General features: G+C 72.4%; 17 protein-coding genes. 6 read left to right on the top strand and 11 right to left on the bottom strand.

The window, feature by feature from the left end:
* The first annotated feature begins 63 nt into the window (after positions 1–63).
* Together D466_RS0106030 and D466_RS22670 are read left to right on the top strand one after the other, a co-directional pair.
* On the top strand, positions 64–4,089 hold the full coding sequence (locus D466_RS0106030) for an EAL domain-containing protein (RefSeq protein ID WP_018912812.1): 4,026 nt from the start codon (positions 64–66) through the stop codon (positions 4,087–4,089).
* Between the two features lie 71 nt (positions 4,090–4,160).
* Positions 4,161–8,789 (top strand): EAL domain-containing protein, encoded by a 4,629-nt coding sequence (locus D466_RS22670; RefSeq protein ID WP_018912811.1) that lies wholly within the window; start codon positions 4,161–4,163, stop codon positions 8,787–8,789.
* Here the strand turns inward: D466_RS22670 and D466_RS25090 are convergent.
* From D466_RS25090 to D466_RS0106005, 4 genes are read right to left on the bottom strand one after another with little or no spacing between them, the layout of a single operon-like run.
* On the bottom strand, positions 8,752–9,600 hold the full coding sequence (locus D466_RS25090) for a DUF488 domain-containing protein (RefSeq protein ID WP_018912810.1): 849 nt from the start codon (positions 9,598–9,600) through the stop codon (positions 8,752–8,754). The genes D466_RS22670 and D466_RS25090 overlap by 38 nt on opposite strands.
* Before the next feature lie 8 nt (positions 9,601–9,608).
* Entirely contained in the window at positions 9,609–10,274 is a 666-nt protein-coding gene (locus tag D466_RS0106015; protein WP_018912809.1) for an MOSC domain-containing protein, read from the bottom strand.
* 46 nt (positions 10,275–10,320) lie between these two features.
* Complete coding sequence (locus D466_RS20760; RefSeq protein WP_018912808.1) at positions 10,321–10,608, bottom strand: hypothetical protein; 288 nt, start codon at positions 10,606–10,608, stop codon at positions 10,321–10,323.
* A gap of 8 nt (positions 10,609–10,616) precedes the next feature.
* Positions 10,617–11,393, bottom strand: a complete 777-nt coding sequence (locus D466_RS0106005; protein WP_018912807.1) for a DUF899 domain-containing protein — start codon at positions 11,391–11,393, stop codon at positions 10,617–10,619.
* Positions 11,394–11,497: 104 nt separating this feature from the next.
* On the opposite strand from D466_RS0106005, the gene D466_RS0106000 reads away from it, so the two are divergent.
* Both D466_RS0106000 and D466_RS0105995 read left to right on the top strand, forming a co-directional pair.
* Positions 11,498–12,718, top strand: coding sequence for a hypothetical protein (locus tag D466_RS0106000; protein WP_018912806.1), 1,221 nt, complete (start codon positions 11,498–11,500; stop codon positions 12,716–12,718).
* A gap of 30 nt (positions 12,719–12,748) precedes the next feature.
* Positions 12,749–13,378 carry a PQQ-binding-like beta-propeller repeat protein gene (locus D466_RS0105995; RefSeq protein ID WP_018912805.1) on the top strand — a complete coding sequence of 210 codons (630 nt, stop codon included), beginning with the start codon at positions 12,749–12,751 and terminating at the stop codon, positions 13,376–13,378.
* 15 nt (positions 13,379–13,393) lie between these two features.
* Here the strand turns inward: D466_RS0105995 and D466_RS0105990 are convergent, their stop codons facing one another.
* Both D466_RS0105990 and arfB read right to left on the bottom strand, forming a co-directional pair.
* Positions 13,394–14,482 (bottom strand): nitronate monooxygenase family protein, encoded by a 1,089-nt coding sequence (locus D466_RS0105990; protein WP_018912804.1) that lies wholly within the window; start codon positions 14,480–14,482, stop codon positions 13,394–13,396.
* A gap of 22 nt (positions 14,483–14,504) precedes the next feature.
* Positions 14,505–14,930: an alternative ribosome rescue aminoacyl-tRNA hydrolase ArfB gene (gene arfB, locus D466_RS0105985; RefSeq protein WP_156004067.1), complete on the bottom strand. Its 426-nt coding sequence runs from the start codon at positions 14,928–14,930 to the stop codon at positions 14,505–14,507.
* Positions 14,931–15,035: 105 nt separating this feature from the next.
* On the opposite strand from arfB, the gene D466_RS0105980 reads away from it, so the two are divergent.
* Both D466_RS0105980 and D466_RS0105975 read left to right on the top strand, forming a co-directional pair.
* On the top strand, positions 15,036–15,716 hold the full coding sequence (locus D466_RS0105980) for a glutathione S-transferase family protein (protein ID WP_018912802.1): 681 nt from the start codon (positions 15,036–15,038) through the stop codon (positions 15,714–15,716).
* Between the two features lie 83 nt (positions 15,717–15,799).
* A complete protein-coding gene (locus D466_RS0105975; RefSeq protein ID WP_018912801.1) occupies positions 15,800–16,495 on the top strand; it encodes a helix-turn-helix transcriptional regulator in 696 nt (231 codons plus the stop codon).
* A gap of 46 nt (positions 16,496–16,541) precedes the next feature.
* On the opposite strand, the gene D466_RS0105970 is transcribed toward D466_RS0105975, so the two are convergent.
* From D466_RS0105970 to D466_RS0105950, 5 genes are all read right to left on the bottom strand, one after another.
* Positions 16,542–17,372 (bottom strand): HDOD domain-containing protein, encoded by an 831-nt coding sequence (locus D466_RS0105970; protein ID WP_018912800.1) that lies wholly within the window; start codon positions 17,370–17,372, stop codon positions 16,542–16,544.
* A 30-nt stretch (positions 17,373–17,402) separates the two neighbouring features.
* Positions 17,403–19,646 carry a DUF3141 domain-containing protein gene (locus D466_RS20755; RefSeq protein WP_018912799.1) on the bottom strand — a complete coding sequence of 748 codons (2,244 nt, stop codon included), beginning with the start codon at positions 19,644–19,646 and terminating at the stop codon, positions 17,403–17,405.
* Positions 19,647–19,820: 174 nt separating this feature from the next.
* Positions 19,821–20,564 carry an amino acid ABC transporter ATP-binding protein gene (locus D466_RS0105960; RefSeq protein ID WP_018912798.1) on the bottom strand — a complete coding sequence of 248 codons (744 nt, stop codon included), beginning with the start codon at positions 20,562–20,564 and terminating at the stop codon, positions 19,821–19,823.
* An 11-nt stretch (positions 20,565–20,575) separates the two neighbouring features.
* The gene (locus D466_RS0105955; RefSeq protein WP_018912797.1) at positions 20,576–21,436 is read right to left on the bottom strand and encodes an amino acid ABC transporter permease; all 861 of its coding nucleotides are present in this window, start codon (positions 21,434–21,436) and stop codon (positions 20,576–20,578) included.
* The gene (locus tag D466_RS0105950; protein WP_026284952.1) at positions 21,433–22,179 is read right to left on the bottom strand and encodes an amino acid ABC transporter permease; all 747 of its coding nucleotides are present in this window, start codon (positions 22,177–22,179) and stop codon (positions 21,433–21,435) included. Before D466_RS0105950 ends, D466_RS0105955 begins: the two co-directional genes overlap by 4 nt.
* Between the last annotated feature and the right edge of the window lie 20 nt (positions 22,180–22,199).

The following is a 22,199-nucleotide window of genomic DNA, read 5'->3' as shown; positions in this document are numbered from 1 at the left end:
AATGCAAGCATCGCCGCACGAAGCCATGCATCGTCCCGTTCCCCGCGAGACCGAGTTCCGAACATGCAGCGCATGAGCCGCCTGGCCCTGCGCCGCTGGCTGCTGCAGGCCGCCTTGTGGATCCCGGTCGGACTGGTCGTGGTCTGGTTCGGCAACCAGGAACGCCTGGAATACCAGCGTGCGCGCCTGCAGGTGCAGGCCCAGGCGCGCCGGCTGGCCGTGCGGGAAGGCCAGCGCATCGAGTTGCGCCTGCTGGACGCCATGTCGGGCGCCAACTCGTCGGGGCCGGACACGGCCTCGCTCCCCGCGCGGCTTCAAGCCTTCGCGTTGCGCCATCCCGAGCTGCTCGCCCCGGCGCCGGCCGCGGGCTGGCAGGTCAGGGTCCATCCAGCGGGTGCAGGCCCCGGCACGTCGCGGCAAGTACGCGAACCCTTGATGGGCCTGCCCCTGACGGTCAACGTGGGCTGGCCGGAACTCAGGGTGCGGGAGCTGTATGGACGCGACATGGCCTGGCGCCTGCCGGCGCGCAGCGCCCTGCTCGCGCTGTTCGCGCTGGGCGCCGTGCTCATCGGGCGCCTGCTGCGCAGCCGCGAGGCGCTGCTGGCGCAGAGCGCCCGGCTGGCCCGCTTGCGCACGGTGCAGGCGCATGTGAACCAGGCCATCGTGCGCGCGACCGAGGTCCCCGAGCTGTTGCGCGAGGTGTGCCGCATCGCCGCGTCCGAGCCGGCCATCGCGCTGGCCTGGATCGCCCGCCCGGACACCACCGGCAGGTTCCACGCGCTGGCGGCCCAAGGCGAACCCCTGGGTTACCTGGACGGACTCGCGATCGCCACCGACCCGGCACTGCCCGGCGGCCAGGGCAGCGCGGCCGCGGCCTGGCACGAGGGCCGCGCGGAGTTCACCGCGCTGAGCGCCACCACCCCGAGCTCGCGCCCCTGGCGCGAGCGCCTGCAGCGCTTCGGCCTGCATGCGGCGGCCAGCGTGCCGCTGCGCCGCGCCGGCAAGGTGTGGGCGCTGCTGCAGCTGTACAGCACCGAGCCCGGGACCTTCGATCCGGACATGCGCCACGCCGTGCAGGAACTCGCGGCCGACGTCTCCAAGGGGCTCGACCGCCTGGACGTGCTGCGGGCCCAGGCGCAGCTGCAGCGTCAGCGCGCCAGCGTGCTGGACAACTCGGTGGCCGGCATCGCGCTGGTGCGTCATCCGGGCGCCGTGGTGGTCGAGGCCAATGCGGCCATCGCGCGCATCTTCGGCGCGCCGGATCTGCGCTCGGTCATCGGCATGACCGTGGGCGACGCGGCGCCGGTGATGGCGCAGGACGCGATGGTCGCGGCCGCGCAGCAGGTGCTCAAGCAGGGGCGCGTGCACCTGGAGGCGCTGGACATCGTGCGCCTGGACGGAAAACCCGCCAGCATCTCGGTGTCGGGACGGCGCATGGACTCCGACGTGGAGGGCTGCACCGACGTGGTGTGGACCGTGGTGGACGTGACCGAGCACCAGCGGCTGCTGCGCCAGCTCGAGCGCCTGAGCCAGGCCGATCCCCTGACCGGGCTGCCCAACCGCAGGGCGTTGGACTTCCACCTCGAGCGCTCGGTGGCGCGCGCCGTCCGCATGGGCACCGCGCTCGCCGTCGGCCTCATCGACCTGGACGACTTCAAGCCGGTCAACGACCGCTGGGGGCACGAGATCGGCGACGCGCTGCTGCGCCAGCTGGGCGAGCGCCTGCGCGCCCTGGCGCGCGCCTCGGACATGGTCGCGCGCCTGGGCGGGGACGAGTTCGTGCTGGTGATCGAGGACCTGGAGCCCGACCACGCCGAGCAACAGCTGGCCGGCATCCTGGCCCGCGTGCATGAAGCGGTGGAAGCGCCCTTCCAGTTGGGCGCGGGACGCGCGGCGACGCTGGGCATGAGCATGGGCGTGGCGCTGGGGCCGGCCGACGGCGCCAGCGCGGACGCCCTGCTGCGCCTGGCCGACGCCGCGATGTACCGCATCAAGGTGCGCAAGGCCGGGCGCACCCAGTGGTGGGCGCGCGCCGGCTCCGGCCCCGACGACGAAGTCCCCGAGCCGGCCTTCGACCCCTTTTCCACCGAGGCCCAGGCCCTGCTCGAGCGCGTGGCTCCTCTGGTCGAACGGGTCGAACAGGAATTCGCCGAAGGCTTTTTCGCGGAGATCGCCTCCCACGGCGAGCAGGCCGCGATTCTTGCCAGCTTCGGCGAGCAGCGCCTGCGCCGGCTCAAGACCAGCCTGGCGCAGCACCTGCGGTCGATGCTGGAGGCCCAGGCGACGGCCGTGCGCATCCAGACTCGCACGCGCCATCTCGGCATGGTGCACGCGCTGGTGGGGGTCGCGCCGTCGTGGCTGAGCGCCTCCATGCAGTTCTACCGCGACCTGCTGCACTGGCACCTCGATGCCGCGGAACTGTCGGCGCGCCAGCGCAACCGCCTGCAGCGCATCCTGGGCGCGCGCATCCAGATCGACCTGCAGGCGCAGCTCGACGCCATGCTCGAGGTGCAGAACGCCTACAGCGCCTACCTGGCGCACCCCCTGACCCGGGCAGCCGCCGACCCGCGCGGGATCGCACCGTCCAAGCTTCGCGCGCTGGCCGGCCTGCCCGGCATCGTCGGCTGCGCCATGCTGCGGCCGGGAGCGCAGGGCCTGTTCGAGCTGGTCGCCTGCGAGGGAGGCCGCGCCGTCGAGCTGGCCCGATCCCTGACCGCCCCGGGCCTGCAGATGGCCCTGGACTTCAACCAGCCCACCGGCATGGGCATGGCGGCGCTGGCCTGGCGCAGCGATTCCATCATGACGGCGCGCAGCCTGGAGGCCGAGCCGGGCCTGGCCACCTGGCGCGACTCGGCGCGTGCGCTGGGCATCCACAGCGTGGCGGCCATCCCGCTGATGCGCGCCGGCCAGACCGATGCGGTGATGGTGCTCTACGGCGCCTACCCGAATCAGTTCGACACCGTGCAGGGGCGCACCTTCGTGACGGCGGTGCAGAACCGCTGGAACCTGATCGACGACCTGATGCGCCGCGGGCTGCCGAGCATCGATCCGCACGACGCGGCGCTGGTTCGCCAGTGGCTGTACGCGGACGGCCTGCGCATGTTCGTGCAACCCATCGTGGACCTGCGCGACGGGCGACTGGTCAAGGTGGAAGCCCTGGCGCGGCTGGCCTCGCCCGAAGGCGAGATCCTGAGCCCGGCGCATTTCCTGGCCGCCCTGCGCGAGGCCGACCTGGATAGCCTGTTCCGGCTCGGGCTGGTGCAAAGCCTGCAGTGGCTGTCCACCTGGCACGCCCAGGGGCTCGAACTGGACCTTTCCTTGAACCTGCCGCCGTCGACCATGCTCAACCCGCAGTGCGCCGTGTGGATCGAGGACGCGCTGCGCGCGCATTCGATCGCGGCGCGCCACCTGACGCTGGAATTGCTGGAATCGCAGGAAGTGGACGAATCGGTACGCGATGAGGCGGTAGCCACGCTGCGGCGCGTGGGCGTGCGCCTGGCCATCGACGACCTGGGCTCGGGTTTCAGCAGCCTCAAGCGCCTGGCCAGCATGCCTTTCGACGTGGTCAAGGTGGACCGCAGCATCCTGCTCGACATCGACCGCGACCCCGTGAAGGCGTTGAGCCTGATGCGCACGGTGGTGCAGATCGGCCGCGATTTCGAGAAGGAAGTGGTGGTCGAGGGCGTGGAGACGGCGGCCGTGCAGGAAGCCGCCACCCTGCTCGGCGCGCGCTACGGCCAGGGCTTCGGCATCGCGCGCCCGCTGCCCGCCCCCGAGCTGGCGGCCTGGGCGGCCGCCTATGCGCGGCGGCCGGGCGCGGGCCCGGCGGCCGCGGCGATTTCCAGCCCGCTCGGCGCGCTGGCCTTCCACTGGCTGTCCATGCACGAGGAGCAACCCCACCGCGAAGCCTCCATCGCGAATTGCCCGCTCACGCACTTCCTCGCCGGCCTGGGCGAGGACGCGCGCGAGGCCGCCGCCTGGCACGCCCGGGTGCACGGCGGGCCCGACACCGCCGAGCGCAAGGCCGCGGGCGACCAGCTCACGGCCTGGCTGGTCGAGCGGGTGCGCGCCGCGGCCGGCATGCGGTAAACCTCCTGCACGGCGGCGCGGATTCGCGATACGCTGCGGTGCATCCAGTGGCCAGTCGGCGTCGGCAAACCATGGTCGAAGACCCATCCGGGGCGGCACGGATCGAAGTGGCGGTGGGCCGCGGGGCGGGCTCCGCGGCCGGCACGGACGCGGCCCGCGCCAGCCTGGCGGGGCTGCGCGTGCACCCGGCCTCGGTGCTGCTGGTGCACGCTTCGGTGCAGCATGACCTGGCCGGCGTGCTCGCCGGCGTGCGCGAGGTATTCCCCGATCCGGTACTGATCGGCGCGAGCACCTGCGGGGAGATCGACGGGGGGATCCACCGCGGCAGCGTGGTGGTCACCGCGCTCGCCTCCCCCCACCTGCGCTGCAGCGTGGGCGTGGGGGACGACGCCGCCGCGAACTGGCGCGAAGCCCTGGACCAGGCGCTGGCGGCCCCCGAACTGCGCGCCGCGCTGGACCCCGACGAGGAACTCGTGCGCGCGCGCGCCGAGCGCGGATCCCAGCTGTTCGCGCTGCTGCTCGTGCCCGGCAACACGCGCCGCCACCCGTCCCCCGGCTACGAGATCGTCGAGGCCTTCAAGCTGCGCACCCTGGGCAGCGTCGCGCTCATCGCCGGCGCCAGCGCCGACGACTGGAACATGCAGGGCAACGCCGTGTTCCACGGGAGCTCCGTGCATGCCGACGGGCTGCTGGTGGCCGTGTTCGAAACCGAACTCAGCTTCGGCATCGGCATGAGCCACGGTTTCCAGCCCTCCCCGCAAGCCCTTGCCGTGACGGGGAGCACCGGCCGGGAGCTGCTCTCGCTGGACGGCGAACCCGCGCTGCCGGCGCTGGCGCGGCGCCTGGGCCGGCCCGCGCAAGGCCTGCGCGGCCAGCACATCACGCGGAGCACGCGCGCCGTGCTGGGCACGCGCGACCCGCTGGAACAGTATTCGATCAACGTGGCCAGCTACGCCACCGAGCGCGATGGCGTGCTGCTGACCCAGCCGGTCGCGCCAGGAGCCCCGCTGTACCTGATGAGCCCGAGCGAGGCCACGCGCGAAGCCGGATCGCAGGCCCTGCGCAAGGCGCTGCTGCGCGCGGCCACCAGCAGCCCGGCGCTGGTGCTGGTGCACGACTGCGCGATCCGCTCCTCGATCCTCGGCGAGCAGGAGGCCGCGGCGGAGATCGCCCACATGGCGCGCCTGGCCCCGCAGGCGGCTCTGGCGGGCTTTTGCAGTTTCGGCGAGGGCGGCGTCGCCGACGACGGCGTCAGCCGCTACAACAACGCCAGCGTGTCGGTGCTGGTGCTGGGCCGGGAGTTGTCCCGTTCGGCCTCCGCGGCGCTGGAGAACCGGCGCCTGCGCGAGGAACTCCATGCGTTGTCGGAGTTGCGCCTGTTCGACCAGGCGCTGCGCCAGACCCGGGACGCCTTCGCCATCACCGGGCCCGACCTGCAGTACCGCTTCGTCAATCCCGCCTTCACCCGGCTGTTCGAATTCAGCGCCGAGGAAATCATCGGCCAGGGCCCCGAGGCGCTGCAGCCGCCGCAGGGCGATCCCGGGCGCTCGGCCGATGCCCTGGTGCGCGAGGCCGTGGCCGCGGGTTCCTTCCGCGGCGAGGTGCTGCGGCGCTCGCGCAGCGGACGCGTGTTCCCCGTGCTGATCTCGCTGAACGTGCTGCGGGATGCTCACGGCGACGTGCGCGGCTTCGTCTGTTCCTACACCGACCTGAGCGAACGCTATGAGGCGGAGCGCGCGGCACGCGAAGCCGCCGATCGCCTGGCGCTGGTCAACGCACGCCTGGCCACGGCGATCAGCGCCTCCGACCTGAGCCTGTGGGACTACGACGCCGAACACGCCCTGCTGCGTCTCGAGGAGAGCGCGACACGCCTGCCCGCAAAGTTGCTGGAGCCGGGCGGCGTGGCGGTGGCGGATCTGGAGCTTGCCGTGCATCCGCACGACCTGGGCCGCGTGCGCAGGCTGGCAGCGCAGGCGCTGGAGGGTGGCGAGGCCGGGTTCCACGCGGAGTTCCGCATTCGCGACGGCGACGAGGCCTGGCGCTGGCTGCGCTGCGCGGGGCGCGTGGTCGAACGCCTGGCCGACGGCAGCGCGAAACGCGCGGTCGGCACCGCGTTGGACATCACGGAGTCCAAGCGCACCGAGGAGCGCCTGCGCCACGCGGCCCTGCACGACTCGCTCACCGGCCTGCCCAATCGCCTGGCGCTCACCCAGCACCTGAACTCGGCGATCGCGCGCACCACGCGCCACGGCCGCTCGCTGGCGGTGGGCATGATGGACCTCAACGACTTCAAGCCGGTCAACGACACCTGGGGCCACGTGGCCGGCGACCGCCTGCTGGTGGAGGTGGCGCGGCGCCTGTCCGGCCTGCTCAGGGCGCAGGACTTCCTGGCGCGCATGGGCGGCGACGAGTTCGTGGTGGTCATCGAGGACCTCGACGCCCTGCGCCCGCTGGACAGCGTGGCCGCCGCGCTCAAGCGCCTGCACGGCGCGGTCGAGCGGCCCTTCGAGTTCGACTCCATTCCCCCCGTGACCATCGGGCTGAGCGCGGGCATCGCGCTGTGCCCGGACGACGGCAGCGACGCCGATGCCCTGCTGCGCCAGGCCGACGCCGCGATGTACCTGACCAAGCAGTACAAATCGGAGGGCCTGTGGTGGCGCGCGCACACCGCGTCCGACGCGCAGGGCCCCGCGGTGCCGGCGCTCGACCCCTACGGCGCCCAGGCGCGCACGCTGCTCGCGGGGGCCCAGCTGCACCTGGAAGTCGTCGAATGGGACTTCGTCGAGAGCTTCTACGCGAACCTCAACCAGAATCCGGACATGCAGGCGCTGCTGGCGGTGCTCGACGCAGGGGAACTCGCCGAGCTGAAAAAGCGCCAGCGCGCGCACGTGCGCCTGCTGCTGCACCCGGACACCACCGAGGAACTGGTGCGCAGCACCGGCGCTGCGCTGGGGGTCGCCCATGCCCTGGCCGGCGTCAGCGGTGCCTGGCTCGCGCAAAGCCAGATGAGCTATCGCAACCTGCTGGGGGAGCGCCTGGGGCGCACGCTGATGCCGCCGCGCGAGCGCCACCACCTGCTGGCCATCGTCGAGTCCCGCCTGCAGGACGACCTGCATGCCCAGCTTCGCGCCAGCCAGCAGGCCGTGGCGGACTACATGGGCATTCTCGCGCACACCCTGCCGCCGCCGGGGACGCTGTGGATCGACGCGATGCGCGAGGAGATCGAACGCCTGGGGGCGCTGCCGGGAATCGTCTCCGCCGCCTGCTTCCGCCTGGACTCGGGAGGCGTGTTCCAGCTCGAGGCCGATGCCGGCCCGCAGAGCCCGGCCATTCGCGCCATCGTGCTGGATCACCGCTATTCCCCGGCGGGCGGCGATGCGCCGGTGGAGGTCCAGACCATGGTGGTGCGGGCCTGGCGCACCGAGACCATCGCCACCCTGGCCTCCTACCGCACGGCCTACGCCAACGACGAGGACGCCTCGTGGGCGCAGGCCGTGCTCGGGCTCGGCGTGCGCAGCGCCATGGCCTTCCCGGTGCTGTCGGCGGCGGGCCACACGGTGGCGGTGGTGCGCCTGCTGGGTGCGCGCCTGAACCAGTTCGAGAGCGACTGGATGCGCCAGTTCGCGGTCGGCCTGCAGCAGCGCTGGACCTCGCTGTGGCTGCGCTGCAGGGCCCCGGCGCTGAACGCGGTACCCGCCCGGGTGGCCACCGCCTACCGCGACCGGCTGTTCAGCGCCGGCGGGCTGCGCATGGACGTGCAGCCGGTGGTCGAGCTGGCCAGCGGCGCGCTGGCCCGCGTGGAGGCCCTGGCCAGGCTGGTGATGAGCGACGGCAGCATCGTCGGGCCCGGCGAGTTCCTGCCGCTGCTGGGAACCGCCGAGCTGGACCGCCTGTTCCGCGCCGGGCTCGACCTCGCGCTGGCCTCGCTCGTGGCCTGGGACGCGGCCGGGCTGGCCATCGAGGTGGCGGTGAACATCGCGCCCGGCACCTTGCTCGACCCCGCCTGCCCCCACTGGGTGGAGCAGGCCCTGCACAAGCACCGCATCGAGCCGCGGCGCCTGACCCTGGAACTGCTGGAGTCGCAGGACATCGAATCCCAGGTGCAGGACCTCGCGATCCGGCGCCTGACGGAAATCGGCGTGCGTCTGTCGATGGACGATTTCGGCTCGGGCTACAGCAACCTGCAGCGCCTGGCCTCGCTTCCCTTCGACACGGTCAAGGTGGACCAGAGCCTGCTGGTACGCATCCGCGAGGATCCGGTGCGCACGCTCAGCCTGATCCACAGCGCGATCCAGATCGGCAAGGACTTCGAGCGCACGGTGGTCGTCGAGGGGCTGGAGGACGAGGGCATGATCGAGGCCGCCAGGCTGCTGGGCGCCACCTACGGCCAGGGCTACGGCCTCGCCCGCCCCATGCCCGCGGACACCCTGCTGCCCTGGCTTGCGTCCTGCGCGCGCAGCTCGGGCGATGGCGCCATCCGCACCGCGCTGGGCGCGCTGGCGCAGCATTGGCGCGGCCTGCACGTGGCCGGCGCACGCGCCGCGAGCGACGACGAGCGCCTGCGCGACTACCTGCGAGAGCGGGGGGAGACCGCCGCACAGGCCCTGCGCTGGCAGGCCGCCCTGGCCGAGGGCCGCGAGCCCGAACGCCACGCCGCGCTGCTCACCGACTGGCTGGTCGGGCAGGTTCGTCTGGATTGAGGTCGACTTCCTCGAACAAGCCCTTCTCCTCGCGCTCGAAGTGGTGCTCGAGCAGGTGCCGCAAGGGCAGCGCGGAGTCGACCAGTTGCAGGCGCTGACGCGGCGAGCGCAGGCGCGCGGGCAGCTCGCGCAGGCTGTCGCGCAGGGCCCCCAGCGCCCGCGCCAGGGCCGCGTGCTCGGCCTCGTAGGTGCGCCGCGGCCAGCGTGCCGCGCGCGGCAGCGCCGCAAACAGCAGCGTCTCCTCCAGGCGCGCGTGCTCGGCGTGCACGACCGCCAGCGCGTCCAGCGCCGCGCGCGCTCCCGCCGCGTCGCCGCGCAGCAGGGCCAGGCGCGCATCGTCGAGGCCCGACAGGATGCGCGCATGCTCGCCCAGCAGGCGCTCGCGCAGGCCGGCGGCGGCGCGCGGGGCATGCGCCGCCACGGGCTCGTCCGGATCCGTCGCGGGCTGGTGCAGGTAGTCGAGCAGCGCGGCGGCATGGTTGTGCACCGGGTCGTGCGCCGCGTACACCAGGGTCAGGCGCCCGTGCGCGCGCAACAGCGCCCGCAGGCGCCGCACCGCCGCCGGGTTGGCGTCGAGTTCCGCGCGGTAACGCTCGACGAACTGCGCCCACCTGGCGGGATCGTGGCCGAACCACCGGCGCAGTTCGGTGGAGGGCGCGATGTCCTTCAGCCACAGATCGGCGGCCACCTGCTCGCGCCGCAGCCCGCGCGGCCACAGCCGGTCCACCAGCACGCGGTAGCCGTCGTCGCCGGAAGGCGCCTCGTGGGCGCGGCGGATGGACAGCCTCGGCGCTGCGGGTGCGGGGGACATGGTGGTTCTCAGCCCCGGCCCTGCTCGCGCAGCCAGGCGATGCGCTGCTCGATCTTGCGGCGCCAGTTCTGCGCGATGGCCGGTGCCCGCGCCAGGCGCTGCAAGTCCTCCAGCGGCGGGTGTTCGCGCTGCACCAGTTCCAGCATCGCGTCGAGGCGCAGCGCCGGGTCGCCCGCATCGTGCAGTTCCAGCGCGTCGCCGGGACCCACCCTGCCCGTGCGAAGCACCCGCCAGTACCAACCGGTGCGCCGGCTTTGCGCGATGGCCGCGGCCACCCCCGGGCACCCCAGCTTCTCGTCGATCTTCCAGCAGGGGTTGCGCGGCTGGCACACCTGCAACAGCGCCTCGCCCAGGCGCCAGACGTCGCCCACCCGCACGCCGCTTTCGTCCAGGCCCTCGCAGGACAGGTTCTCGCCGATCGCGCCCGCGCCGAGACTGCCGCGCAGCACCGGGAACAGCGCCTCGAGTCCGGCGTAGTGGGCCGCCGGGAACAGCTGCACCGCCTTGTCCGGCCCGCCATGCACGCGGCGGTCGGCCTGCACGTCGCCGTCGAAACCCTCGGGCCCCAGATGCACGGGCCCCTGCACCGGCAGCTTGAAAATGCCGCTGAGCTTGCCCGAGTCCGCCAGCGGCCGGACCCCGCCCACGAAAATCCGCACCGCAACCTGGTTCATCGCATCCATGATGCCACGAACATAGCCCAAGTCGGGGCCCGCCGCCTCAGCCCACGCCGCGGCGCCGGGCACCCGGCACGCGCAGCATGCGCAGCCATGGCGGCAGGTGGAACAGCGCCATCAGCGCGTACATGGCCGTCATTCCGAACAGGGCCGAGGGCCCCCGCATGGCCGTGCACATCCAGTCGGCATGCGCGCCGGCCAGCGCCGAGCCCACGGCCATGGCGGCGAAGGTGGGGGCGGCGGCCAGCCCGAGCCAGCGCGCCGGCCCGCCCTCGCGAGCCCGCGCCCCGCCGGCGCCGGCTCGCGGCGCCGCCCGTGTGCGCGGTTCCACGGTCCCGCTCAGGCGCGGTGGCCGCTGTCCGGCGCCGCGCGGTCATGCGCGGCGCAGCAGGGCCGGGACGCCGGAGCGTCTTCATAGCGGTCGTGGTGACGCACCCACTCCATCTTGTTCGGCGCGTCCTCGCGCTCGCCGCGCCCCAGCGGCGTCAGGTCGAGCATGCGGTAGGCCCCCATCATGACCTCCACGCCCCGCCCGTAGGTCGAGTAGCTATGGAACACGCGTCCGGCTTCGTCCCGGAACAACACGCTCACCCCCGGCCAATCCTCGCCGGACAAAGGCCATTCGCCGTAGTTGTACGGCAGGGGTCCCGCGGCCACCTGCTCGGGCGTGAAGCTGACGCCGAAGTCGTAGTTGAAGGAACTGCCGTGGGAGGACACCCAGGGAAAGCGCCAGCCCATGCGCCGTCGGAAGCGCTCGATGCGCGCGTAGGGCGCGCGCGAGACCGCGACGAAGGCCGTGTCGCGCTGCGCCAGATGCACGAGCATGCCGTCCACGTGGTCGGCCATGTAGGAGCAGCCCTTGCAGCCCTCCTCCCAGTCCGGGCCCAGCATGAAATGCTGCACCAGCAATTGCCGGCGTGCGCCGAACAGATCCCCCAGGGCCACGCGGCCCTCGGGCCCTTCGAAGACATAGGTCTTGTCGATCTCCACCCAGGGCAGCTCGCGGCGCAGGCGCGCCACGCGATCGCCGTGGCGGGTCAGGTCCTTCTCGGCGGCCAGCAGGTCCAGGCGCGCGTCGAGCCACTGCTCGCGCGTCACCGTCCGTTGCAGTTCCATGATCTCTCTCCTTGGGAATCCCGGCGCTTGCCGGGCGTTGAAGTGGCTACTAGATTAGGAGCCACCATGCTGGCGGAGGGAGTGACAAGTTTGGCGCGATTGCCATGGACCTGCTGATCCGGGCCGCGGCGCAGGCCCTGGGCGCCGGCGACGCGCTGGGCGCGCTCAACCGCATCGCCCGCCGCGACGACGCGGCGGCGCTGGCGCTGCGCGGCGTCGCGATGGCCCAGCTCGGGGACCTGGAGCGCGCGCGCCTGCTGCTCGGGCGCGCGGTGCGCGGCTTCGGGCCGCGCGACGGCCTGTCCCGCGCACGCTGCGTGCTCGCGCAGGCCGAGATCGCATTGGTCTGCCGGGATCTGCGCGGCCCCGCGCGGGCGCTGGAGGCCGCGCGCGCGAGCCTGGCCGGCCATGGCGACAGCGCCAATGCCGCGCATGCGGGCTACCTGCAAGCCAGGCAGATGCTGCTGCTCGGCCGACTCGACCAGGCGGAGCAGCTGCTCGCGGGACTCGATGCCGCCAGGCTCGCCCCCCCGTCGCGCGCGGGCCACGCGCTGGTGCTCGCGGGCCTGGCGATGCGGCGCCTGCGCGTCGCCGAGGCCCGCGCGGCACTGGCGCGCGCCTCGGCGCTGGCGGACTCCTGCGGCATTGCCTCGCTGCAGGCCGAGGTGCGCGAGGCCCGGCTCGCGCTGGAGCAGCCCGCGGCGCGCTGCGTGCGCCGCGGCGAAGGGCGACTGGTGGCGCTGGACGAGGTCGAGCGCATCGCCGCCTCGCAGGCCCTGGTGGTGGACGCCTGCCGGCACCGGGTGCTGCATCGCGGCCAGGCCGTCGCGCTGGCCTCGCGGCCGGTGCTGTTCGCACTGGCGCACGCGCTCGCCGAGGCCTGGCCGGGCGACGTGCCCAGGACCGCGCTGCTGCTGCGCGTGTTCCGTGCCCGGCTGGTGGACGACTCGCATCGTGCGCGCCTGCGGGTCGAACTCGCGCGCCTGCGCGCCGCACTGCGCGGCTGTGCCGGGATTCGCGCCACCCGCGACGGCTTCGCGCTGGAGCCCGCGCAGGCCGGCGAGGTGGTGGTGCTGGAGCCGCCCACCGAAGGCGCCCACGCGGAACTCCTGTCCCTGCTCGCCGACGGCCAGGCGTGGTCCAGTTCGGCGCTGGCGATCGCGCTGGGCCTGAGCCAGCGCAGCCTGCAACGCGCGCTGCAGGAACTCGCCGGCCAGGGCAAGGCCAGGCCCGTGGGGCAGGGGCGCGCAAGGCGCTGGACCGCCGAGCCCGTTCCCGGATTCCCGACGAGTTTGTTACTCCCCGGGGCGCTGATCGGCGGCTAGCATCGAGACGCCAACCCCCTGGAGCCGAGCATGCCACGAAGCGCCGCGATCATCGTCCGCGAATACGGGCCCTGGCCCGACGTGACCCATGTCCACGGCGTCAGCCACGACGGCACGCGGGTGTGGATCGCCACCGGCGAGGCGCTGCGGGCGCTGGACCCGGCGAGCGGCGCCGAGCTGCGGCGCCTGCGCCTGCCCGCGCAGGCGGGAACCGCCTTCGACGGCACCCACCTCTACCAGATCGCCGGCCCGCGCATCCAGAAGGTGGATCCGCGCACCGGCGTCGTCGTGGCCACCATCCCCACGCCCGGGGAGGGAGCCTCGGGCATGGCCTGGGCCGAGGGCAGCCTGTGGGTGGGGCAGTACCGCAACCGGCGCATCCACCAGGTCGACCCCGACACCGGCAAAGTCCTGCGCACCCTGGAATGCCAGCGCTTCGTGACCGGTGTGAGCTGGGTGGACGGCGAGCTCTGGCACGGCAGCCGCGAGCAGCAGGACAGCGCCCTGTGCCGCATCGACCCCGCCAGCGGCGAGCTGCTGGAGCAGCTGGACCTGCCGCCCGGCATGGTCGTCTCGGGCCTCGAGTCGGACGGCCGTGATACCTGGTTCTGCGGCGGAGCCGAGAGCGGGTGCCTGCGCGCCGTGCGCCGCCGGGGCTGAACCGGGCGCCGCGCCTCAGGCCAGGTCCGCCAGTGCCTGCAGGCGTTCGCGCTCGAGCTGTTCCACCAGTTGCGCGGCCGGCAGGCTGCGCGCCAGCGCCGCCGCCTGCCCGGCCCACTGCGCCCCGTAGCCCGCTTCCCCGCGCGCCTTCGCGGCGGTGTGCAGGGCCTTGGCCGAGTCGTAGGCCAACGGATAGGCGGGAATCGCGGGCCTGTCGGCGGCCTGCCCCAGCCGCGCCATGCGGTTGAGCAGCCCGCGCGCCGGGCGTCCGGAAATGGCGGCGCTCAGCGTGGTGTGCAGCGCCTGCTCACTCAGCAGCGCCGCGCGGTAGGCCGGGTCGGCGGCGGATTCGGGGCAGGCGACGAAGGCCGTGCCCAGCTGCGCCGCCTGCGCCCCCAGGGCCTGCACCGCGGCCACGCCGGCGCCATCCATGATGCCCCCGGCGGCGATCACCGGCAGCGCAAACCGGCGCACCAGCAGGCGCGTCAGGGCCAGCACCCCCAGGCCCTGGTCGGGCTCGCCGGGGTCGAACACCCCACGGTGCCCGCCGGCCTCGATGCCCTGCGCCACCAGCACGTCGACGCCGGCCCGCACCGCCAGCTCCGCCTCCCGCACATCGGTCACCGAAGCCATGAGGCGGATTCCCGCGGCCTGCAGCGCGGCGATCGCGGGCGCGCCGGGAAGCCCGAAGTGAAAGCTGACCACGGCCGGGCGTTCGGCCAGCAGCATGTCCAGCATGCGCCGGTCGTCGACGAAGCTCGCGTAGATCTCGCGCAGCTGCGCCGGCGCCGAGGCCCCGAATTCGGCGAAGCGCGGCGCCAGCCAGCGCAGCCAGGCCTTCTCCACCGCCGGGTCCCTGCGCGCGGGGGCGTGACAGAACACATTCACGTTGAAGGGCGCGTCGCACAGCCGGCGGGTGGCGCGGATGGCTTCGCGCGCCTGCTCGGCCTGCATGGCCCCCAGCCCCAGCGAGCCCAGCGCGCCGGTGGCGCTGACCGCCGCGGCCATCGCCGGCGTGCTCACGCCGGCCATCGGGGCCTGCACGACGGGCTTGCGCATGCCCAGCAACTCGAACAGCCGCCGGCTCGGGTGATCCGCTTGCATCAGGACTCCTTCATCGCGGCGCTCACCAGGTGGAACGATGCACGCGTGCACGCGCGGCCTTGACTTGCGCGCGCTCGGCCTTGCCCTCCAGGCGGCGTCGACGGGATGCGAGCGTGGGCTTCGTGGGGCGGCGCTTGCGGGGAGGCCGCGCCACCGAGTTCACCAGGTCCTCCAGGCGGCGCATCGCGTCCTGCCGGTTCAGTTCCTGGCTGCGGTGGGACTGGGCCTTGATCAGCACCACGCCGTCCTCGGTGATGCGATGGTCGCGCAGCGCCAGCAGGCGCTGCTTCAGGTCCTCGGGCAGCGACGACGCGCCCACGTCGAAACGCAGTTGCACCGCGCTGGACAGCTTGTTGACGTTCTGTCCGCCCGGGCCCTGGGCGCGGATCGCCTTGAGCTCGACTTCCTCCGGAGCGATGGTGATGGCGGCCTGCATGACGCGACGCATCGTACGCTCGTCCACACACGCACCGCACCACTACCATGGTCGTCATGGCTCTGCGGCCGGCATGGCCGCACCTGAAAGCCCTGTCCCGTTGCTCCCGAGACCTCCATGCTCAAGCTGCTGATCGGCAACAAGAACTACTCGTCCTGGTCGATGCGGGCCTGGGTGCTGATGCGCGAGCTGGGCATCGAGTTCGAGGAGGTGATGGTGCGCTTCGACGGCTTCGAGCCCGCATCGCAATTCAAGGCGGCGCTGCGCGAGGTCGGCGGCGCGGGCAAGGTCCCGCTGCTGCTGGATCAGGGCTTCGTGGTCTGGGACACCATGGCCATCGCCGAGTACCTGCATGAATCCCACCCCGGCGTGTGGCCGGCGCATGCGCGAGCCCGGGCGCGCGCCCGCAGCCTGTGCGCAGAGATGCACAGCGGCTTCGAGGCCCTTCGCTCGCACTGCCCGCTGAACGTCGAGGCCAGGCTGCCCGAGGTGGGGCGCGAGATCTGGCGCGACCAGTCCGCGGTGCGTGCCGACGTGGCGCGCATCGAGCAACTGTGGAACGAGGCGCTGGCCGCGCACGGCGGGCCGCTGCTGTTCGGCGGCTTCAGCTACGCCGATGCCTGCTTCGCCCCGGTGTGCCTGCGCCTGCGCAGCTACGCGCTGCCGCTGGGCGGGCCGGCCGAGGCCTATGTCGGACGCGTGCTCGCGCTGCCTTCGGTGGCGGCCTGGATCGAGCAGGCCCTGGCCGAGCAGGATTTCCGGCCCTTCGAGGAACCCTACCGCAGCGCCCGCGGCTGAACAAGCCCTCGAACGCCCATGCTTCGTCGGCGGCCGAAGCCAGGGCGAAAGGGCCTGGGACAATCCAGGGCAGGAGCAAGCCCATGGCACCGAACATGACCCAGGATGTGGACATCGCGCGCGTCGCGGCGCTGGTGGGCGAGCCGGCGCGCGCGGCCATGCTGCTCGCGCTGGGCGACGGCCGCGCGCTGCCCGCCGGCGAGCTGGCCGCCTGCGCCGGCATCAGCGCGGCCACCGCCAGCGAACATCTGCGCCTGCTGCGCGAGTCCGGGCTGCTGAGCATGCTCAGGCAGGGGCGGCACCACTATCACCGCCTGGCGTCGCCGCAGGTCGGCGCGCTGCTGGAATCGCTGATGCTGGTCGCCGCGCAGCAGCCGCCTTCCGGCCCCGCCTCGCGCGTGGCGCCGCGCCTGCAGGCCGGGCGTACCTGCTACAGCCATCTGGCCGGCCGCCTGGGCGTGGGCCTGTGCGATGCCCTGATCCGCCGAGACTGCCTGCGCATCGACGAGGACGTGGCCCGCCTGACGCCGCAGGGCCTGGCCTTCCTGGGGGAATTCGGGCTGGACATGCGCACCTGGGAACGCAACCCCACGTCGAAGACCTGCATCGACTGGAGCGAGCGCCGGCATCATCTTTCGGGGCCGCTGGGCGTGGCGCTGCTGCGCCGCCTGGAGCAGCTAAGCTGGATCCGCCAGGACCTGGACAGCCGGGCCGTCAGCCTCACGCCGGCCGGACACCGCGGACTGCGGCAGCGCTTCGGGAACTGGCCGGAGGACTGACCCACCCGCGCGGCCCGAGGCGTAGCGCGGCCGGCGCCCTGCCGGCCTATTCGAGCATGGCCTGCAGGCCCTCGGTGAGCTCGGTCAGCACCGGCATGCGCGCGTCGATGCCTTGCAGCGAAAGTCCCAGGCGCCGGGCCACGACTTCCGGAAAGGCGGCCGCCCGTTCCTCGGGCGCCGTGGCGCGCAGCTCCGCGCGCGCCCGCCACGCGCCCAGGTGCACGCAGGCGGCCGTGTCGGAGAACTCCCGGCCCTCCAGCGGCAGCGGAACCTGGCGCAGCGCAAAGGCGATGGGCTCGGGGAAATGCCAGCAGCGCGCCAGCTCCGCCGCCACGTCGCCGTGGTGGAAGCCCAGCTCCTGGCGTTCCAGCGCCGCGCGCCCGGCTTCCAGCACGTCCATTCTCCGGTCCAGCGGCGCCATCGCCTCGGCGGCCGCGGCATGCAGGTGCAACTGGCCGATGCCGTGCATCAGTCCGACCGTGAACACCGTGTCGGCCTGCACGCCGGCCTCGGCCGCCAGCCAGCGCGCCGCGCAGGCGGTGTACAGGTTGTAGTGCCAGAACTCGCGCAGGTCCATGCCGCGGGTGTTGCGGAAGGCGGCGGCCAGCCCGTTGCCCAGCACCAGGTTGCGCACCATCACGAAACCCAGCATGCGCAAGGCATCGTCGACCGAGCCGATGGTGCGCGAGAAATGGAAATAGGCGGAATTGGCCAGGCGCAGCAGCTTGGCGCTGAGCACCGGATCGGCCGAGATCTGCGCGGCGACGGCGGCGAAGGACACGTCCTCGTCGCTGAAACTGCGCATGAGCTCTTGCGCGACCTTGGGAATGGTCGGGAGCTTGTGGGGCTGGTCGAGCAGACCGCGCAGGGTCGGCATGGGGAGCTTCGAGGCCGGCATGGGGCGTGATCAGTCCGCGGCCGGCACGCGGCGCCCGCGCCGCGCCGCAGGAGCGCGCGCGGGCCGGCGGGGCGGCGCCTCCAGCGCTCCGGTGAGCCTGCGCGCCAGCCCGATCACCCGCTGCGGGTCGGCGCCCAGGGTGCCCATGAGGAACTCGATGATCTCCGAGCGCGGGTTGTGCAGCGTGGGCTCGATCATCATCACCGCCGCGGCCAGCGCCAGCGCGCGCTCGCGCGCGGCGCGGTCGGGCAGCATGCGTTCGAGCGCGTTGAGCGCTTCGACGGGCACCACCGCGGTGATGCGCGCCTGGTCCTTCAGCAGGCGCGTCCAGTCCACGTCCACCGGCTTGCCCCCGGCCCCCTGCGCGGGCATGCGCGCCAGCAGGCGGGCCAGGCGCAGGCTGCGCCGCTCGAAGGCGCCGATCGATGCCATGCCGGCGAGCACGATGCGGCACACGGCCTCGGCGAAGCCGCCCTGCTCCACCTTCTCCAGCGCCCGCGCGCGGGCCTGTTCGAGTTGCCGCAGCGCCCACGCCTGGGCGCGAGCCGAATCGGGCGGGTCCGGCGGGAACCAGCGTCCGAGTCCGGCCGCGCCGAAGCATTGGCGCGCCCACGCGACCGTGAAGGCATCGCGCTGCTCGCGCAGCCGGTCCAGGCTCGCGCGCATGCCGGCGTCGAGCTGCTGCTGCAGCGCGAGCAGGGGGTTGCCGGGCGCCGCCGGTGCGCGCCGCTCCCGCGCCTGGCGGGCGAGGCGCCGCAGCGCGGGGGCCGCCGGCGACGCATCGCTGAGCAGTTCGCGCTGCAGGCGCAGCGGATGCAGCCGGCCCACGGCGTCGCCCGTCGCCCGGTTCGCCAGCGCCCCCACCCAGGGGCGCACGCAGGCCTTGTACCACCGCGCGTTGAAGGCCGAGACCTTGGCGATGGTGGAGAACAGCGCCTCCTCGTCGCGCCCCTCGGGGTTGAGGTCCAGGATGTCCTGCATGGTGCGATGTTCGTAGTGCACGCTGTAGTCGCCCGGCTCCAGGCAGTCCCAGCGTTGCACATCGATGCCGTCCTTGGCCTGCAGCCTCATTTCGTACAGGCCGGGCGGAAGGCTCTCGATCACGTCGAGGGAACCGACCAGCTGGTCGTGCTCCTTGCGGGCGATCTCCCCGCCCACGAAGATGCCCAGATGGCCCACGCTTTCATGCAGCACGTAGACGATGGTGCGCCCGGACGCAGCGATGGCGCGTTCGTCGCCCCAGGTGTCGATGATCCAGTTCAGCGCCTGGGGCACCGGAGTGATGTTGTCGCCGTGCGAGGCGAACACCACGACGGGCGCACGGATGGCGCGCAGGTCGACCGGGCGCCCGCCGTCCAGGAACTCGCCGCGGGCCAGCTTGTTGCCCACGAACAGATCTTCCACGATGGTCTCGATCTCGGCGGTGCTCATGCGGAAGTAGCCCCCCCACCACCGCTCGAAGTCCAGGAAGCGCGAAGCCTCGCCGTCCACCTCCGACCACAGCTTGTAGTAGCGGCTCCACAACGTGTTGGCCGGGTTGAGCTTCTCGAAATTGTCGACCAGGTGGGCGCCGTCGAAGCGCCCGGCCCCCAGGTCCGCGGCCAGCGAGGCCAGCCAGCTGCCGCCCAGCGTCGCGCCCGCGTAGCGCATGGGGTTGAGGGTGGAGGCGCCGGCCCAGTAGGACAGCGGCGCGCCCACCACCATCAGCGGCCCGAACAGTTCGGGGCGCGTGGCGTTGAGCGCCATCATCGCCCAGCCGGCCTGGCAGTTGCCCACCACCACCGGCTTGTCCGGACAGTGGGCATGGCGCTCGATCACCGCCTCCAGGAACCGGGCCTGCGCGTGCATCACGTCCTGCAGGGTCTGCCCCTCCTCGGGCTGCGGCCGGAAGCTGACGAAATACACCGGGTGCCCGGCACGCATGGCCACGCCCACCTCGGAGTCGTTCTTGAAACCCCCGATGCCCGGCCCGTGGCCGGCGCGGGGATCGACCACCACCAGCGGGCGCAGGTCGTCGCGGACCGGCAGATCCTTCGGAGGGACCACCCGCAGCAAGGCGTAGTTGCAGGGACGCTCGAAGCTCGCGCCGTCGAGCACCAGTTCGTGCTTGAACTTGAGCAGGGCCGGAGTGCCCCGTTGCAGATGCTCGCGGTAGGCGTTGCCCCGGTCGAGCAGCGCATCCAGGAACAGCGCCGTGCGCTGCCCCGCATCCACGACGTAGTCCCGCAGTTCCCCCGGCAAGGGGGCGCGCACGGCAGGGGCGGCGCCCCTGGCGCTTGCCGCGGCGGTGGAAGACGGCGGTTTTCTGCGGCTGGCCATCGCTGGGTCCTCGAACACTGGGGCGGCGCCGGACCGTGGTCCTTCGATGGGGCCGATGGTAGGCCGCGGCACCCCGAAGCGGCAACGCCTTGTCCAGCCGCGCTTCCGCTACATCACCTTGCCCAGGAACTCGCGGGTGCGCGGGTCCTTGGGTGCGCCGAACAGTTCGGAAGGCGGGCCGTGCTCGACGATGACACCGCGGTCGGTGAAGTAGACGTGGTCGGCCACCTCGCGCGCGAATCCCATCTCGTGGGTGACCAGGATGCAGGTCATGCCCTCGGCGGCGAGTTCCTTGATGGTCAGCAGCACCTCGCCCACGGTTTCCGGATCCAGCGCCGCCGTCACCTCGTCGAACAGCATGACCTCGGGATTCATGGCCAGCGAGCGCGCGATGGCCACCCGCTGCTGCTGCCCGCCCGACATCTCGCCCGGGTAGGCGTGCTCGCGCCCGGCCAGGCGCACCTTCTTCAGCAAGGCGAAGGCCCGCTGTTCCACCTGCTTGCGATCCTGGCCCAGCACGTGGATGGGCGCCATCATCACGTTCTGCAACGCCGTGCGGTGCGGGAACAGGTTGTATTGCTGGAACACCATGCCCACGCGCCGGCGCAGGGCCAGCTTGTCGAGCTTGGGGTCGTGCACGTCGATGTCGAACACGCGGATGCTGCCGCTGTCGAAGGGCGTCAGCGCGTTGATGCAGCGGATCAGCGTGGACTTGCCGGAACCCGACGGGCCGATGATGCAGACCACCTCGCCCTTTTTCACCGTGAGCGAGACGCCCTTGAGGACTTCGGCGTCCCCATAGGACTTGTGCAGGTCCTGAATGACGACTGCGATTTCGTCGGAAGTGCTCATGGGATGGCTGCTCAGATCTTCACCGCGAAGCGGCGCTCGAGACGCAGCGTATAGCGGGCAATGGGATAGCAGTAGGCGAAGAACCACAGCATGATGTAGCCGTACAGGGGCGCCAGGATATCGGTACGCCCCCCTTCGGCCGCCGTGATCTGCGACGCCAGGGTCATCACCTCGCTGACGCCCACGATGGACGCGAGCACGGTGGAGGTGGTGAGAATCGAATACAGGTTCATCCACGGCGGCAGCATGCGCTTGACGCATTGCGGCAGGATGACCAGCCACAGCTGCTGGCGCCGGCTGAAGGCCAGGGATTCGGCGGCCTCCCACTGGCCCGAGGGAATCGAGGCCACGGCCCCGCGCAGGATCTCGGCCACGTTGGCCATCACCGGCAGGCTCAGCCCCACCACGGCCTTGAACCACCCGGGCAGGGGAATCGTCAGCCCGCCCAGGCGCAGCTGGAAGGGGATGAGGAAGATGGCGAAGAACAGCAGCACCAGCCAGGGCGCGTTGCGGAAGAACTGGGTCAGGCTCCAGGCCAGCTTGCGGGCGCCCCCGTGCGGGGAGATCAGCCCCAGGCCCAGCGCCACGCCCAGCAGCGTGCCCAGGCCCATGGACAGGAAGCTGATCAGGATGTTGAAGCCGAAACCCCGCAGCAGCAGCGGGGTCCAGCGCACGAGCACGGACAGCACCCCTGCCCGCGGCGGCGAGGCCGCAGCGTCGGCGAAGCCCGCGCCGAGCAGCACCAGCAGGACCAGCGCGCCCCCATGCCACAGGCGCAGGCGCGGTGCCTGCCACGCGCCGGCGCCAGGCTGCGCGGCGCAGGCCAGCAGCACCGGCAAGGGCTTGCCCCCGTCCTCGGTGCGCGCGCTCATCGCGAATATCCCGGAAGGCGCAGGCGGTGCTCGAGCTTGTGCATCATGTACACCAGCAGCCCGACCAGCGCCACGTAGGCGAACAGCAACACGAACATCATCACCGTCACGTTGGATTCGTCCGACCAGATCTGCGCCGATGCGTACAGCAGCTCGGGCACGGCGATGGCATAGGCCAGCGTGGTGGTCTTGATCAGGTTCACCAGGTTGTTGTTCAGCGCCGGCAGGCACACGCGCAGGGCCAGCGGCAGCACGATGTGCACATAGGACTGCAGACGGGTGTAGCCGAGCGCCTCCGCGGCCTCGACGGTGGCGGAGGGAACCGCCTCGATGCCCGCGCGGAAGATCTCCACGTTGAAGGCGCCGGCGAAAAAGGTCAGCGAAACGCAGGCCCAGACGAAGCCGCTCACCAGGGGCTCGGGAAGGCCGATGGCGTTGGTGGTCCTGGGCAGCAGGTTGCTGATGCCGAAATAGAAAAAATACATCTGCACCAGCGGCGGCGTGTTGCGGAACACCTGGATGTAGCCCTGCACGATGCGCCGGGTCCAGACCATCTTCGACCCCTGCAGCCAGGCGCCCACCACGCCGACGAGCACCGAACCGACTACGCAGACCACGGAGAGCTCCGCGGTCACCAGGAAGCCGTGCAGAAACCTGGAGCGGTCGAAGGGGTCGTAGACGATGGTGAGGTTGATTCCGGTCGTCTGGTACAGATGCCGGAACCAGCCTGCGATGTCGATCATCATGCGCGGGTGGATGCGAG

The sequence above is a fragment of the Thiomonas sp. FB-6 genome (genome assembly GCF_000377645.1).
GTDB lineage: Bacteria > Pseudomonadota > Gammaproteobacteria > Burkholderiales > Burkholderiaceae_C > Thiomonas_A.
This window is presented reverse-complemented; position numbering and strand designations above follow the sequence as displayed.

Excerpts from the sequence above, each read along its gene's own strand:
- D466_RS0106030 (WP_018912812.1), top strand. The coding sequence starts at position 64 with ATGCAGCGCATGAGCCGCCTGGCCCTGCGCCGCTGGCTGCTGCAGGCC.
- D466_RS0105960 (WP_018912798.1), bottom strand. The coding sequence starts at position 20,564 with ATGAGCACTTCCGACGAAATCGCAGTCGTCATTCAGGACCTGCACAAG.
- D466_RS0105975 (WP_018912801.1), top strand. The coding sequence starts at position 15,800 with ATGGCACCGAACATGACCCAGGATGTGGACATCGCGCGCGTCGCGGCG.
- D466_RS0106015 (WP_018912809.1), bottom strand. The coding sequence starts at position 10,274 with ATGAACCAGGTTGCGGTGCGGATTTTCGTGGGCGGGGTCCGGCCGCTG.
- D466_RS25090 (WP_018912810.1), bottom strand. The coding sequence starts at position 9,600 with ATGTCCCCCGCACCCGCAGCGCCGAGGCTGTCCATCCGCCGCGCCCAC.
- D466_RS0105995 (WP_018912805.1), top strand. The coding sequence starts at position 12,749 with ATGCCACGAAGCGCCGCGATCATCGTCCGCGAATACGGGCCCTGGCCC.
- D466_RS0105980 (WP_018912802.1), top strand. The coding sequence starts at position 15,036 with ATGCTCAAGCTGCTGATCGGCAACAAGAACTACTCGTCCTGGTCGATG.
- D466_RS0105950 (WP_026284952.1), bottom strand. The coding sequence starts at position 22,179 with ATGATCGACATCGCAGGCTGGTTCCGGCATCTGTACCAGACGACCGGA.
- D466_RS0105990 (WP_018912804.1), bottom strand. The coding sequence starts at position 14,482 with ATGCAAGCGGATCACCCGAGCCGGCGGCTGTTCGAGTTGCTGGGCATG.
- D466_RS0105970 (WP_018912800.1), bottom strand. The coding sequence starts at position 17,372 with ATGCCGACCCTGCGCGGTCTGCTCGACCAGCCCCACAAGCTCCCGACC.
- arfB (WP_156004067.1), bottom strand. The coding sequence starts at position 14,930 with ATGCGTCGCGTCATGCAGGCCGCCATCACCATCGCTCCGGAGGAAGTC.
- D466_RS0106005 (WP_018912807.1), bottom strand. The coding sequence starts at position 11,393 with ATGGAACTGCAACGGACGGTGACGCGCGAGCAGTGGCTCGACGCGCGC.
- D466_RS0105955 (WP_018912797.1), bottom strand. The coding sequence starts at position 21,436 with ATGAGCGCGCGCACCGAGGACGGGGGCAAGCCCTTGCCGGTGCTGCTG.
- D466_RS0106000 (WP_018912806.1), top strand. The coding sequence starts at position 11,498 with ATGGACCTGCTGATCCGGGCCGCGGCGCAGGCCCTGGGCGCCGGCGAC.
- D466_RS22670 (WP_018912811.1), top strand. The coding sequence starts at position 4,161 with ATGGTCGAAGACCCATCCGGGGCGGCACGGATCGAAGTGGCGGTGGGC.